The organism is Burkholderia sp. Bmkn7 (assembly GCF_041103175.1).
Taxonomy (GTDB): domain Bacteria; phylum Pseudomonadota; class Gammaproteobacteria; order Burkholderiales; family Burkholderiaceae; genus Burkholderia; species Burkholderia cepacia.
This window is the reverse complement of record NZ_JBGCUH010000001.1, coordinates 311,981-325,810: the sequence shown is the minus strand read 5'-3', so window position 1 is coordinate 325,810 and position 13,830 is coordinate 311,981. Positions and strand designations below refer to the sequence as shown.

The 13,830-nt window shown below is 63.4% G+C and carries 11 protein-coding genes; 2 read left to right on the top strand and 9 right to left on the bottom strand.

The window, feature by feature from the left end; genetic code table 11:
* Positions 1–7 precede the first annotated feature (7 nt).
* The 7 genes from AB3K92_RS01445 to AB3K92_RS01415 all read right to left on the bottom strand — a co-directional run bounded on the left by AB3K92_RS01445 (position 8) and on the right by AB3K92_RS01415 (position 9,030).
* Positions 8–1,708 carry an NAD(P)/FAD-dependent oxidoreductase gene (locus AB3K92_RS01445; RefSeq protein WP_059555335.1) on the bottom strand — a complete coding sequence of 567 codons (1,701 nt, stop codon included), beginning with the start codon at positions 1,706–1,708 and terminating at the stop codon, positions 8–10.
* A gap of 65 nt (positions 1,709–1,773) precedes the next feature.
* A complete protein-coding gene (locus AB3K92_RS01440) occupies positions 1,774–2,859 on the bottom strand; it encodes a monodechloroaminopyrrolnitrin synthase PrnB family protein (protein WP_021160483.1) in 1,086 nt (361 codons plus the stop codon).
* On the bottom strand, positions 2,859–4,475 hold the full coding sequence (locus AB3K92_RS01435; protein WP_301853502.1) for a tryptophan halogenase family protein: 1,617 nt from the start codon (positions 4,473–4,475) through the stop codon (positions 2,859–2,861). Before AB3K92_RS01435 ends, AB3K92_RS01440 begins: the two co-directional genes overlap by 1 nt.
* A gap of 497 nt (positions 4,476–4,972) precedes the next feature.
* The gene (locus tag AB3K92_RS01430; protein ID WP_301853503.1) at positions 4,973–5,572 is read right to left on the bottom strand and encodes a LysE family translocator; all 600 of its coding nucleotides are present in this window, start codon (positions 5,570–5,572) and stop codon (positions 4,973–4,975) included.
* 979 nt (positions 5,573–6,551) lie between these two features.
* Entirely contained in the window at positions 6,552–7,526 is a 975-nt protein-coding gene (locus AB3K92_RS01425; RefSeq protein WP_225723253.1) for a PLP-dependent cysteine synthase family protein, read from the bottom strand.
* Positions 7,527–7,536: 10 nt separating this feature from the next.
* A complete protein-coding gene (locus tag AB3K92_RS01420; protein WP_048027470.1) occupies positions 7,537–7,944 on the bottom strand; it encodes an MAPEG family protein in 408 nt (135 codons plus the stop codon).
* Between the two features lie 219 nt (positions 7,945–8,163).
* Positions 8,164–9,030 (bottom strand): NmrA family NAD(P)-binding protein, encoded by an 867-nt coding sequence (locus tag AB3K92_RS01415; protein WP_059855951.1) that lies wholly within the window; start codon positions 9,028–9,030, stop codon positions 8,164–8,166.
* A gap of 208 nt (positions 9,031–9,238) precedes the next feature.
* Between AB3K92_RS01415 and AB3K92_RS01410 the strand changes: the two genes are divergently transcribed.
* Positions 9,239–10,171: a LysR family transcriptional regulator gene (locus tag AB3K92_RS01410; protein ID WP_042975650.1), complete on the top strand. Its 933-nt coding sequence runs from the start codon at positions 9,239–9,241 to the stop codon at positions 10,169–10,171.
* Positions 10,172–10,248: 77 nt separating this feature from the next.
* On the opposite strand, the gene AB3K92_RS01405 is transcribed toward AB3K92_RS01410, so the two are convergent.
* A complete protein-coding gene (locus AB3K92_RS01405) occupies positions 10,249–11,211 on the bottom strand; it encodes a GlxA family transcriptional regulator (RefSeq protein WP_301853504.1) in 963 nt (320 codons plus the stop codon).
* A gap of 185 nt (positions 11,212–11,396) precedes the next feature.
* On the opposite strand from AB3K92_RS01405, the gene AB3K92_RS01400 reads away from it, so the two are divergent.
* Entirely contained in the window at positions 11,397–12,275 is an 879-nt protein-coding gene (locus tag AB3K92_RS01400) for an SDR family oxidoreductase (RefSeq protein WP_059862182.1), read from the top strand.
* Positions 12,276–12,329: 54 nt separating this feature from the next.
* On the opposite strand, the gene AB3K92_RS01395 is transcribed toward AB3K92_RS01400, so the two are convergent.
* Positions 12,330–13,403 carry a glycosyl hydrolase gene (locus AB3K92_RS01395; protein WP_081058717.1) on the bottom strand — a complete coding sequence of 358 codons (1,074 nt, stop codon included), beginning with the start codon at positions 13,401–13,403 and terminating at the stop codon, positions 12,330–12,332.
* Positions 13,404–13,830 lie beyond the last annotated feature (427 nt).

Sequence of the window (13,830 nt, the reverse complement as noted above, 5' to 3'; positions counted from 1 at the left end):
CGGCCGGCTACTTCAGCGCCAGGCCGATGCGGGTCGTGATGTACGCCTTGAGCAGCGCGAACATCGGGTTGTAGTCGAAGTACCGTTTCACCTCTGCCGGCGCGCTGGTTTGCGTCCAGTGCATCAGCTTCATCGCCGGCACCAGGCTGTACTTCGAGTTGTTGAGTTGCGGCCTGGCCCCGGTGATGCAGTACCCGAAGCCGAACATCGGCCTGGCGAACTCGCGTTCGTCGATGAGGGCGTGAATCCGCGCCGCGGCCTCCCCGGCCTCCTTGTGCCCGGCGCTCACGGCCTCGACCTCGGCCTTGGCGTCGTTGAACAACTGGTAGTACCCCTCCATGTCCGCGCACAGGTATCCGAGGTACGGAGGGTCGTTGTCGAGGTGGTCGAGGTCGCCCTCGTCACGCGACGCGCGGAACCTCGCATGGGCCTGCACGAGCCGGAACTGCCCGAGGATCGTGCCGACCGCCCACAGCCTGTGGAACGCGTCCCACAGGCGGAAGTCCGCGAACGCCGTATAACAGCAACTGACGAAATCGTCGTTGTGGTCCAGCAGCTTCTGCTGCAGGCGCTCGATGTACTCGAAACGCTCGGGAGAAAAGTCGTCGTCGCGCAGCGCCTTGATGAGGCGCGCCGCGAGCGCATGGATGGTCACCGCGGTGTTCTCGAGCCCCCGGGAGAACAGCGGGTCGATGAACCCGTTCGCATGCAGCATCAGGCAGTAGCGGTCGCCGACGCAGGCGCTCGACGAGAATTGCAGGCGGTCGGTCTTGACCCAGTCGCGCACCGGCACGGCGTCCCGGAACTGCGCCGCGATGCTCGGGAACCGCGCGAGGAACTCGTCGAATTCCTGCTGTGCGGAGATGTCGGTTTTCGGATAGACACGCGGGTCGAGCTGCAGGCCGACGCTCACCAGGTTGTTGGTCGATCGCGGGTGGTTGTTGAACGGAATCACCCAGAGCCAGCCGCCCGCGAACATGTGGTGCAGGGTTCCCTCGTGCCAGCGCCAGCGCTGCCCCTTGACCTTGAAGATGTCGTCGAACGGCTTGACCCCGAGCATGTGCGTGTAAATGCTGCGCGAGTGCGTCTTGAAGCGGCACGGCTCTTCGCGGAGCTTGAACTTGGTCGCGAGCGGCGCGCGCGGCCCGCCGCAATCGATCATGTACCGGCCGGTGAACCGTTCGCCCTGGGCGGTGGTCACCGCGACGCCGTCCTTGTCGGCATGGTATTCGGTCACGTTCGTCTTCTGGCGCACCGTGCAGCCGTACTTGATCGCGGCCTGCAACAGGTAGGCGTCGACGTCCTGGCGGTAATAGTGGCTCTCCGGGCCCCACGGCAGTTCGGGAATCACGCACTGCGTGAATTCCTTCGGGTCGTGCTCCTGGCCGGGCTTGTGGAACACGAAGCCGAAGTTGCGCTTGATGCCCGTGCTCGACGCGACGTAACGCTGCGTCGCGTAGAACGACGTGATGCGGTCGAGCTCCGGAATGCCGTAGCGATCGGCGATGATGCGATTCATCAGGGACGTCTCGGGAATCGACGATTCGCCGATCGTGAAGCGCGGGTGTGACGACTCCTCGATGATCAGCACGCGAAACTGCTGGTTGGCCAGGATCGCCCCCATCTGGGTGCCGGACATGCCCGACCCGAGGATGATCACGTCGAAGTGGTTGCTGTCGCGCCCGTTCGCGGGGCTCATTTGAGTCATGGGGGCACACTCTCCTGGTGAGATGGAACACATGGCCGCACGCGTCGGGCGTCGGACGTCGGGCGTCAGGGCTCGTCGAGCGCGGCGCGCAGGCGGGACCGCACGGCACGCGTGAGCGTGAGCAGATCGCCGAGCATGCTGGGCGCGTACCCCCCGCTGCCGATCGTCGGGCCGCTTCGCCCGACTTCATACGCCCGCTCCGCCAATTTGACGTGCGGCGCGCGGAAGCGCAGCAGGATCTCGAAGACCCGGTCGAGGGCCGCCAGCCCGGCCACGACGGGCTCGCCCCGCGCGCCGGCCGCCTGCACCTCGCCGAGCACGCGGTCGACGAGCGACGGCGCCCCGGCGAACCGCGCGTAGATCGCCCCGAACGCCGGAAGCACGTAGGGCAGGTACGTTTCCTTGAATTCCCGATAACCGGGGTGATCCGATTGCGATCCCCACAGCACGTGCTCCAGCACGAAGAGCGGCATTTCCACCGCGCCGGGGCCGAGGTAGCTCCGGCCCCCGACCCGAATCGGTTCGTAGTACGGCCGAAGCTCGTCGTAGAAGACCTGCACCGAGATATAGCGGTACGCGTAAACGATCGATTCGACCATCTTGTGGAGATAGTCCGCCAGCTCGTCGCACCCTTCGGCGAACGACGGAGACCGCAGGGGCACGTCGTACAGCTCGACGGTCATCCCGATGGCCGCCTCGAGCGCCGCCATCGAGATGCGCACGCTCTCGAGCAGGTGCGCTTCGTCGCGCAGCCCGGTGTAGCTCCGCTGCGCGTCGGCCGCTGCCGGGTTCCAGACCGTCACGTGCAGGAGCGTCTCGCGCGGCGGCAGGCCGGTCACGCGCGCCAGGTCGAGCAGCACCGGCTCGAGCCCGGGCACCGCGTCCACGGGCTCGTGGCCGTGCCGCTTGAGCGAGCCCAGGAAGAACCCGATGTCCCGCATCGCGGCGGCGGCTTCGACGAAGCCCCAGCCGGCGGGCACGCCGCGCACCGGGAGGAACTCGCGCAACAGGCCGACGATGCCGGGCACGTCCTTTTGACGGTTCAGGCCCGGCAGTTGCAGAACGAGTGCCCGCGCCCGCAGCGGATCGCAAGCCGCCACCGCGGCGTGCGTCGCCGCGAATGCGCATGCGCGGTCGAGGGTGCGCTCCACTACAGGATTTCCGGCGCCGCGAGCGTCGGCCCGGGCTGGCTGCGAGACAACCCCGCGCCGCCGTCGCGCAGCGACCGCAGGTAGTCGTAGTTGGTCGGCAGGCTCGTCCGCAGACGCTCGGCCTCGCGCCGGATGCGGGCGAACATCGCCTCGGCCTTGTCGATCGACTCCGGCCGGTGCTGCAAGAGCGGCAGCGACCGGTCGGGCAGCAAGCCCAGGCCCGCAAAGATGCAGTAATAGTTTCCGTTCAGCCAGAAGTTCCTGAATTCGTAGTCGAACGTTTCGTAGTACGTGGAATCGTCGAACGACGTGGTGGTCAGCGGCAATCCTGCCTTGTAGCGCTGAACCTTCTCCTTGATGGCGTCCGAGAGGCGCAGGTCGTGCCGGTTCGCGAGCCAGAACGGCGTGTCGTCGCGCGACGACGTGAAATAGTGCGCCTGGACGAAATCCCGGCAGTCGTCGAACATGTGGACGATCTCGGCGTTGAATGCGTCCGCCAGCCGCGGGTCGAACGAGGTATCGGGGAAGTGCTTCACGAGCTGGTAAAGCGCCGCGTAGATGAAGTAGATTCCCGTCGATTCCAGCGGCTCCAGGAAGCACGACGACAGCCCGATCGCGACGCAGTTGTTGACCCACGCCCGCCCGTTGCGCCCGACCCGGAACTTGATCTGGTTGAGCGGCTGCTTGTCCGAGAGGCCCCAGAGGTTGAGGAAGTCGGCGGTGGCCTGGTCGCGCGACGTGAACTTGCTGGAGAAGACGTAGCCGCTGCCGAACCGGCCCAGCATCGGAATCTTCCAGGTCCACCCCGAATTCATGGCGATCGCCGACGTGTACGGCTCGACTCCCACGCGCGCATCGGCGTTCGGCACGGCGCTGGCGACCGCGCTGTCGCACAGCAGGTAGTCGGACATGTCGATGAAGGGCTCTTTCAGCGCCTGGTTGATCAGCAGCCCCCGCATGCCGGAGCAGTCGATGAACAGGTCCGCCTCCAGCGTGCGCCCTTCCTTGGTGGACAGGCTGGCGATGTGGCCGCGTTCGTTCAGGTGAACCTGCTCGACCTCGTCGACCACCTGTTTCACCCCGCGCTCGATGGCCCAGCGCTTCAGGAAGTCGGCTACCAGGTGCGCATCGAAGTGCCACGCGTGGGACATCTGGCGGGTGCCGTCGGACAGGCACGGTGCGAGCTTGGCGTCGAGCGCCCCGGGCTGCGGGTAGCACGCGTACTCCATCGGCTGCTGGAAGCCCTGTTCGCGCTTGCGCATCCAGTAGTGGGTAAGCGGCACGCCGTCGCAGTTCGGCACGGTGCCGAACAAGTGGTAGAAATGATCGTCGCGCGCGTGCTCGGGGGACTTCCTCCAGTTCACGAACTTGATGGCGGCCTTGAACGCGCCGTTCACCTGGGGCATCCACTCCCGCTCCGGTATCCCGAGGAAGTCGAAGAACACCTTCTGCAAACTCGGGATGGTCGCCTCGCCCACGCCGATCCGGGGGATCGCCGCGGACTCGACGAGCGTGATGCTCGTGTGCTGCTGGAGCGCCCGGACGAGGTACGAAGCGGCCATCCAGCCCGCGGTGCCGCCGCCCACGATGACGATATTCTTGATCGGGTTGCTCATGACACGGTTCTCATAGGATTTGAAACCTGAAGGGATAGTGCCGCCTGATCGAGCTGAACGCGTAAATCGTCCGGTAACGCGTCGGGAATGGATTGGCTTGCCAATGCGCCAATTGCCATTAGCTCATCGAATTCACATGAAACTTCAGCCTCCCGAAGCTTTTCATACCGTTCGCGTAACCTGCCGGACACACCTTAACAGCGTTCACGACGGCACACCTCGCAAAATTTCATATCAATTTTCATTGCCCCAGAGAAATATTCAATCCATAAAATATCGACGAGATATTTTCCAGATGAACATTCACATTTTTAAAAATCAATCATTTCACTTTTAGCAAACGCATCGATTTATTGTATAAAAACGATAAACGAACCACCCAATTAACGGGAAACGAATGAGGTCGCCACCATTTTCGAAACAATGATGTCGACCCTTGCGTATTTCGGCGAATTCGACCCGCACCCGGCGAGGAGAGGGGTGCTACCCGACAGGCCTTAGCGGTTGAGTACGGAAAACGCCAGCGTGCCCGCGAACATCGCCAGCACGACCGACGCGCCGCGAAGCAGCGTTCCGGTATGGGTGGCCAGCGACCGGCGCGCCGTCAGGACGCCGCCGACCACAAGCCACATCGAACCGATCGTCACGGCGAGCACCGTGAAGACCGCGATCGAGCAAAGATAGAACGGAACCGATACGAACGCCTGCGGGGGAAAGATCGCCGTGGCGAACAACAACGCCTTCGGGTTCATGGTCGTCGCGACGAACATGTCGCGAAAGCCGATCGTGCCCGACCGGATGCCGTCAAGGTGCGGGCTTTTCCATAGTTGCAGGGCGAGATAGAAGATGTAGGCCGAACTCCCCAGCTTCAGCACATCGTAAAGCCAGGGCCGCGTGGCCGCGAAGGTCACCAGGAAGAAACCCCACAGGGAAATCGCGAAGCCGTAGCCCGATGCCTCCGCAACCAGGAGCGGCGACGATTGCCGGAAGCCGACCCTGATTCCCGAGGACAGCAACAAGGTATTTGTCGGGCCTGGCGTGGCCAGGACCAGCGAAACGTAGAGTGCCATCTTCAACATCACCTGGAATGTCGGCATCTTGCTTCCTTGGTGTCGATGACGGTCGCCATGTGTCGGGGCGAGTTGTCGTATCGGTTGGGGGTCATTCTGCATTCGGGCTGCTGTGGGCGTGCGCGACAGGCGCTAGCTGTGCCCGGCAACCATGCAAATGGCGATCAAGAGCAAACCAACTGGTTTCAAGGGGATTCGGGGGGAATGATGAATTTGTCACGGCATTGCCGTTTCGCAGCGAATTGTACGCCGCCGAACCGAATTATGCCGCACCTGAAAATGCCTGCGCGCGATTTAAAATCGACGCAATTAATGTTACCCAATCACACATTTTTTATTCTGAAAAGCAAAGCGTAACTTTCCACGTGATTGATTCGATTACGTGCCATTAATCGCTTAATCGGGTCACGACGATCAGGATGGCCCCAATAGCCGCGAAGAGAGTCGCGCGGTAAAGGCAAACGTCACCTGCGCATCACTTGGAATACGCTGCGGGCCAAATCCGCCAATGCCGCTAATGGCCGGATCCATATAGGTTAATAACAGGCACCGACCCTGCCGTTCGGCACGCTGACCTTCACACCGTCCACGCTGGCGTCGCTCACGCGCGCCGAAGTCCGCCGGCAACCGATCGATGCCGATACCGAAGCCGACGCACTGCTGCCGACCAACCGTAACGACTGTCCGCCGTCGCACGCGCATCCCGATGCGGCACCGGTCGATCGTCGATCAACGGTAGAGGGCCGCGTCGCAGACGCCGTCCCTTTTCATTCGCTCCACCTCTTTGTTATCAGGAATCCTTTCATGTCGTTCAGTAGAGCGATGCATCATCCAAGCGTGAGGCGGACGTGAGTGAACCCGAGGCCTTCCCGCCAGCACGGCGCCGCGCCCGCCCCTGGATCGTCAGCGTCGTGCCGGCCGTGCCGGTCGCGCCGATCGTCGTTCACCTGATGCGCATGACGAAGCCGGTCTCGGTGCAAAACGATGCGGCTACGACGAATGACCGTCAGCCCGTCGTTGGCGCGAACGACTTCAGGTACTTCATGCCGGTGTCGCACATGATCGTCACGATCGTGGCGTCCGGGCCAAGCCGTTCGGCGAGTCGCAATGCGCCAGTTACGTTGGCTCCGGTCGACGTACCGCAGAACAACCCCTCTTCGGCGGCCAGTCGAAACGCCATGGCTCTCGCCTCCTCCGTGGAGACACGCTCGAGCTCGTCAGCAATCCCGTCGCGCCAAAGCGGCACGACATAACCCGCGCCGATCCCGTCGATCTTGTGCGCGCCGGTAGGGCCACCCGACAGTACCGCGGATTCGGCGGGTTCCACACCGGCGATCCGAATGCGTGCATCGTGTTCGCGCAAGCGCCGCGAAATCCCGCGCAGCGACGCAGCCGTGCCGACGCTCTGGACGAAGCCGTCGAGGCGGCCGCCGGTCTGCTCCCAGATCTCGTCGGCCATCTTCGTATAGGCGTTGAGCTGATCGGTGTTTTCCATCTGCGCCGTGATGTATGCGCCCGTCTCGCCGGCAATTCGATGCGCTTCGCGAATCATGTCCTTCGTCAGCTTCTCGGTTTGCTTGCCGTTGTCGCTGGGGACGAGCGTCAGCTTCGCGCCCAGCAGGCGCATGTGATCGAGCTTTTCCTTCGAGAACGCATCCGATGAAACCAGATGCAGCGGATGCCGCTTGACGGCACACACCAGCGCCAGCGACACGCCGGTGCTGCCGCCGGTGTATTCGACCACTGCGCCGCCGGGCTTCAGACGCCCATCCCGCTCGGGAGCTTCGATCATCTCGAGCGCGATCCGATCCTTCATGCTGCCGGTTGGATTCTGACTTTCGAGCTTGACGAAAAGGCGTGCGCCGTTCTTCGGGACGACGTTTCGCAACGGGACGAGTGACGTGTTGCCGATCGTGTCGAGGATGTTGCCGGGAGTCGATTTCATGGTGACCTCTGAAGTAAGCGGGCAAGTGAAACGCAAGTGCGTGGGGTTAGCTCGCGTGTCCGAGCAATGCAACAGCAAACGTGAGCGTCGCCGCGAAGCCGGCCAGGAAAGCGATCGTGCGAACGACGGGAATGCCGGCGGCGTAGACCACGTAGTGAACCAACCGGGCACCCAGATAGAGCTTGGCCGAGAACACCGTCGCCGGGCCGCTCGCCCCCGTCATCGCGCACATCAGCACGAGCGGGGCGAACACGGCGAGATTCTCGATCGCGTTCGCATGCGCGCTACGTGCGCGCTCCGCCCACGGCGGATCGGGCGGACGGGACGGATCGGGATTGTTCAGGGCCGCCATCAGGCCACGCGTCGTGATCCTGGCCAGCATGTACGGAATCCACATCAGCAGCGTTGCGAGTGCAGTGAGCGTCAGCAGGTGAAGTTCTGGCGAAAATGTCATCGGATGGGCCTTGTCGAACAGAAGGTGCGGCAGAGATCTGCGGATGCCGGAAATGCTTCGCAGTCTAGACTCGCGACGAGGCCCGATCCATAGTCACAAATGACATTAATAGCGACAATCACGACACAAGATCGAAACGGAATACGGCAGTGGTTCGACCGCGACGATGCATCGTTGGCGCGTGGCACAAACGCGCCACTCGTCGCCCACCGCATTCATTCAGACCGCACGCGACACAAGCTCGCCGAGAACCGCATCCAGTTCGATGTGCCCGCGCATGATTTCTTCCGGATTACTTTCGAAATCGATCCAGCCTTCGTTGAAGCCGTCCAGCATGCGCATGCGGGGTAGTGGATGTTTCATGCCCTGCGCGCGGAACAGCGCTTCCCACGTTCGCCTGTCGACGCCTTCCGCGCGCACCGGCCGCCCCAGAACGCGAGCGAAGGCGAGTGCAAGATCGTCGGGGCTCACGCGGCGCGGGCCCTCGAGCTCGACGACACGCACACCGCGCCAGGTCTGCTGGAGCAGTTCTGCCGCGACGCGACCTACGTCCGCGGTGGCGACCATCGGCACGGGCTTGTCGAGCGGCTGCAGGTAGCTGGCGACGACGCCATCGTCGCGCGCGGACGCGACGTCCCACGCGGCGTTCTCCATGAACCAGCCGGGCCGCAGGAACGTCACGGGCATCGGCATCTCGCGCAGCGCCTGTTCCATCAGCGTGCGTTGCGTGAGCAGATTGGGCTCGTCAGCCTGCGCACCGATCGTCGACAGGCAAACGACCTTTTCGGGGCGCGCCTGCAGAAGCGCCGCGGACACGGCCTCGATCACCTTCCGCGCCTCGGGAAACCCGGGCTCCGGATCGAACTCCGAAGGCGGCAGGATGAAAACGCCCGCAGCGCCCGTGAACGCGGCGGCGAGCGACGATGGGTCTTCCATGAAGGCGGTCGCAATCTCGCACCCGCGCGCCGCCCACGCCCCTGCCCGCGTCGCGTCGCGCGCGACCGCGCGCACCGACCGCCCCGAGGCCAGCAGTTCGCTGGCCAATGCGCCGCCGACCTTGCCGGTGATGCCTGTTATCGCATACATGCTCGTTCTCCGTGTGTGAATACGTCGGTCGCATTCTGGCCAAACATCGAGCGAAACAAAACGACATGGATGGAAGCAGATAAGTGACAACGCGTCACTAATTCGGCATGATCGACGCCGACGACCGGCATGGCCGCGCTATCCGGCGTCGGCGTGTCGGCCTTCCGTGGGTCGCCCGCGATCCGCCACCGTATGCACTCGAACAATCATGAGATCCAGTAGCGAGAAACTGTCCGGCAGCATCAGCGTGTTCGCCGCCGTGGTCGATGCCGGCACGTTTGCGGCTGCGGCCGACGTAATAGGCATGACGCCGCCGGGCGTCAGTCGAGCGATTGCGCGACTGGAAAGAAGGCTGAACATCCGGCTGTTCAATCGAACGACGCGGTCGGTGTCGCTGACCGAAGAGGGCCGCAGGTTTTACGAGCAGGTCATGCCGCATCTTGCCGGGCTGGAGGAAGCAGCCGCGGCGGCCGCGGGCGGCGCCTCCGTCGTGCGCGGAAAGCTGCGGATCAATCTGGATCCCGTCGTTTACCGGGCCATTCTCGGGCAACGACTCGATGCGTTCATGGACGCACATCCCGACCTCGAAATCGAGCTCATCGCGCGAGACAGCCTGGGCGACCTCGTCATGGATGGCTTCGACCTCGCCGTGCGATTCGGCGAACCGCGATCGTCCAGCCTGATTGCGAGAAAGCTGCTCGATACCGGCGTCGTGACGGTCGCGGCGCCGTCGTACATCGCTCGCCGGGGACGGCCGGCCAAACCCGAGGATCTCGAAAGCCGGAGCCATCGATGCCTTGAATTTCGCAACCCGGAGACAGGCAAGCCGTTCGCCTGGGAATTCCATCGTCGGCGCAAACGCATCGTGGTCGACACCCGGGGACGCCTCACGGTCAACGATCCGGGCGCCCTGCTCGGCGCGTGCCTCGCCGGTTCAGGCATTGCACAGATGCTGCTGCTCGGTGCCGAGCCGCTGATCGCCGACGGCCGGTTGATCAATCTCTTTCCCGAATGGGCCGACGAGCGGTATCCGTTATATGCGTACTACCCATCCCGGCATCACGTGCCGGCCAAGACGCGGGCGTTCCTGGATTTCATGGTCGAACTGACGGATATTCACGGCCGCGCCGGCATGCGCTAGCGCCGCTCCGGCGGCGCCCGCGGCCCCTTGGCGCTGCCTTCGCAGCGTACGGCAACACCGCTTTTCAAGGCCGGACGCTATCGATTGCCGGCACGCAATTCCCGCACCCCACGGCCGAGCCTGCGACGCAACAAGGCCCGCAACGTCGCCGCATCCGCGTAGCCGACCTCGCTCGCAATCGTCTCCAGGTCGTAACCCATCGACACGAGATTCTGCGCCCGTTCGATGCGGAGATCCTGGACGAACGCCAATGGCGACTTCCCGAGTACCGCCTCGGTACGGCGCTGCAACGTGCGCGGTCCGACGGCCAATGCGGCGGCCGCCGCCTGAAGCGAAAAACCCGTGGAAAGATGCTCGCGGGTCCATCGCTCGAATCGAGCGACCAGCGGATCCGCATGGGCAAGGTAATCCGGAACGATGTATTCGGCCTGTGACGAACGCTTGTCGATCAGCATGAAACGGGCAACGAGCGTGGCCAGTTCGGGACTCGCCTGACGCAGCAACCACAGCGCAAGGTCGAGATGGCCCATGGCCGACCCCGCCGTCACCAGGCGATCCGCGGCGACGACCATGCGTGAATCGTTCAGATCGACTGCAGGATAACGTTGCCGAAAGAAGGGCGAGAGCGACCAGGTGGTCGTCGCCTCGCGATGATCCAGAAGCCCGGCTTCCGCCAGCACGAACGTGCCGATGCAAGCGGCGGCGACGCCGACGCCATCGGCATGCCACGCCCGAAGGTGCGCCATGGCATCGCACATGTCCGGACGCTCCAGCGCCTCGATCAGGCGCTCCGGCTGCCTGATGCCGGGCGCGGGCACGACCACCCAGTCGGCATGGCGTGCGCTGCTTGCGGGCTCCGCCAGCATGGACAGTCCGTGCGCGGTGCGGATGCGTCTGCGTACGCCGACCACTTCGACGTCGAAGGGCGGCGCGGCGAAGCCCTGAGCGGCAGCCAGTTCGTTGGCCATCGCGAAGGTATCCAAAAACACCGTCAGGCCGGTGTCGAACAGCCCTTCGAGTGCCAGAATGGACAATCTCATGTCGTAAACACATCTATTAATGTCATTTGCGACTATAGCCCGCTTTCCGTGAAAAACCTAGACTGCGCAGCAATGCGGCGAAGATTTCTCGAATGACATCGTCCATTTCATCTCGATCGCATCGGACGCGCTCGCGCTGATTCGGTTGCGGCTCTCCAACCCTGTTTTGCTGGAACACACTCGACATGTCCAAAACCATTCTGATAACCGGCGCCAGCAGCGGCTTCGGCCGCGACACTGCAGAAGCGCTCTCGGCGGCCGGGCACCGGGTATTCGCGTCGATGCGCGACATCGCCGGCCGAAACCGGCCGCATGCCGATGCCCTTCAAGCGAAAGGCATGCACGTCATCGAACTGGATGTGACGGACGATGCGTCCGTCGAGCGAGGCGTAGCTTCCGTGCTGGAAAATGCCGGGCATCTCGACGTCCTCGTCAACAACGCAGGTATCGGATCAGCGGGTATTTCCGAGGCGTTTACGACAAAGCAGGTACAGGCGCTCTTCGACGTGAATGTATTCGGCATCCAGCGAACGTCGAGGGCGGTGCTGCCGACCTTCAGGAAACAGGGCGAAGGCCTGATCGTGAACATCGGTTCGATACTCGGCCGCGTGACGTTTCCGTTCTTCGGTCTCTATGGCGCATCGAAGTTCGCGCTCGAAGCGTTGACCGACAGCTACCGCTACGAGTTGTCGACGTCGGGCATCGACGTCGTTCTCGTTCAACCCAGTAACTATCCGACGAATATTTTCGCCAGCGCGCAGCGGCCGGCCGACGCCGCGCGCGTACCCGGCTACGGCGAGGCCGGTGCGATCCCGGACAAGATGGTGGAGACGCTCATGGCGCTGTTCGCGAGCGACCACGCGCCGAACCCGCACGACGTCGCCGACGCGATCGTGCAGCTTGTCGCACAAGCCAACGGTACTCGTCCGCCGCGTTTGATCGTGGGCGAGTCATTCGGCGCCGACGCCCTCAACGCTCAAGCGGCCTCGATTCAGGCGCAGGTGCTCGAGGGCCTCGGGCTGGCACACCTCGCCGAGCCGAAAGGGCGATCCGCCGCGGCTTGAAGGTACGGTCGACGCAGAAGCCCACACCGATCCGGCGCACTGCCCCCGCTTCGTTCAATTGCCGGGTGCGAGGTCGTTGGCAAACCGGTTCGTATAACCGAGCGTACCGACGCCGCCGATGGAGTTGCACGTCGACGATGCGGCGCCGGGCGGGCAATCGACGTCACGGTCGAACGACCAGAAGTGGACACCCACGAGGCCATTCTGTTTCACGAACTGCGCAACGGTGTCCGCATCGGCCGGCGTAAAGGTTTCGCCGCTCACATCGTTGCCGCCGATCATCGGCGTCAGCTCGATCTGGCTGTACGGTACGCCCCAGTGATCGTGCAGGTTCATCGCCGCCTGGATCGCCGACTGTCCCATCTGGCAGGTGCCGTTCGCCACCACGCAGTTCCCCGCCCCCGCCGACCCGTAGTCCATCGTCATCAGGTCGATGGTGTAGTTCTTCAGGCCGTGCGCCTGGATCGCCTGCATGACCCAGTCTCCATACACGTTGAAGCTGTCGGGAGCGCTGGCGCCCCAGGAGCTGGCCGTGGTCGCGCCCTGCTGGGAAGGGGCCAGCGTCGCGAGCGTAAAGCTGAAGCGCAGGCCGGGATAATTCTGCTGGGCGACTGCCACGCGCCGGACGAGATCGTCGATCACCTGTTGTGTCTGCCCGCCCTCGATATCGAAGTCGATCCCGATGAGGTTGTTCGACGCATAACGATTGATGAAGGCCGCCATGCCCGCATCCGTCCCGCACGTGAACATGCCGGCCGCGCCGCCGGTGGAAATCACGTAATTCACATTGGCCGCGGTGAAAAGCGGCACGTTGGCGGCCGCCAGCGCGCCGCCGTCGACGCCCGCCCAGTTCTCGCTGCCGCATTCGCCCGTCGCAAACGCGAGCGTCAGCGTGCGGACACCGGCCGGCAGCACCGACAGCACCGGGCTCATCTGACCGGTGACGTTCGACGAGATGACGTTGGTGTTCCAGTTCATCGAAATCGTCGCGTCCTTGTACGGGCTATAAACGAATGCCGGCGCCGTGCCGGTACCCGTCCCGGCTGCCGCGGCGGTGCCGGTGCCAGTGCCGAAGGACGACCATGCCAACAGAAGCGCCAGCGCGCCCTTCAAGGTCGAGCGCTGCATGATTCCGGATCGGTTGCTCTTCATTTTCATGCCCTCATCGCGTTATACGCATTACCGGCATCGGTCTTCCACGCGATACATGCCGGGGAATATGTCAGGAAGACGCGCTCCGCCCGCGCAGGCGTAACGGAAACTCGCCACGTCACGCGGACGGCACGCGTCGGCATCATTGATACGGACTACCAAATCAACATCGCGACCAGATCAGCCTTGGGGCTCATCCAACCGGTGGTTTCCCCTTTCGATCGACAAAGCTCCGCCCAGGTCGAATTCAAAAAAATCAACCTTACAAATTTCCACCTGAAACAAATTCCGATATTGATTCTGTTTTTATATCTACGACGAAAAAAACGACGACGTCGGTCGATGCTGGTGAAGCGTGTGCACGCCACTTACGCGCAAGGCCGGATGTCCGTCACAAGCGCGC

What these genes read in the sequence shown, in the direction of transcription:
- AB3K92_RS01445 (WP_059555335.1), bottom strand. Translation starts at nt 1,708, where the DNA reads ATGACTCAAATGAGCCCCGCGAACGGGCGCGACAGCAACCACTTCGAC.
- AB3K92_RS01435 (WP_301853502.1), bottom strand. Translation starts at nt 4,475, where the DNA reads ATGAGCAACCCGATCAAGAATATCGTCATCGTGGGCGGCGGCACCGCG.
- AB3K92_RS01430 (WP_301853503.1), bottom strand. Translation starts at nt 5,572, where the DNA reads ATGCCGACATTCCAGGTGATGTTGAAGATGGCACTCTACGTTTCGCTG.
- AB3K92_RS01420 (WP_048027470.1), bottom strand. Translation starts at nt 7,944, where the DNA reads ATGACATTTTCGCCAGAACTTCACCTGCTGACGCTCACTGCACTCGCA.
- AB3K92_RS01415 (WP_059855951.1), bottom strand. Translation starts at nt 9,030, where the DNA reads ATGTATGCGATAACAGGCATCACCGGCAAGGTCGGCGGCGCATTGGCC.
- AB3K92_RS01410 (WP_042975650.1), top strand. Translation starts at nt 9,239, where the DNA reads ATGAGATCCAGTAGCGAGAAACTGTCCGGCAGCATCAGCGTGTTCGCC.
- AB3K92_RS01405 (WP_301853504.1), bottom strand. Translation starts at nt 11,211, where the DNA reads ATGAGATTGTCCATTCTGGCACTCGAAGGGCTGTTCGACACCGGCCTG.
- AB3K92_RS01400 (WP_059862182.1), top strand. Translation starts at nt 11,397, where the DNA reads ATGTCCAAAACCATTCTGATAACCGGCGCCAGCAGCGGCTTCGGCCGC.
- AB3K92_RS01395 (WP_081058717.1), bottom strand. Translation starts at nt 13,403, where the DNA reads ATGCAGCGCTCGACCTTGAAGGGCGCGCTGGCGCTTCTGTTGGCATGG.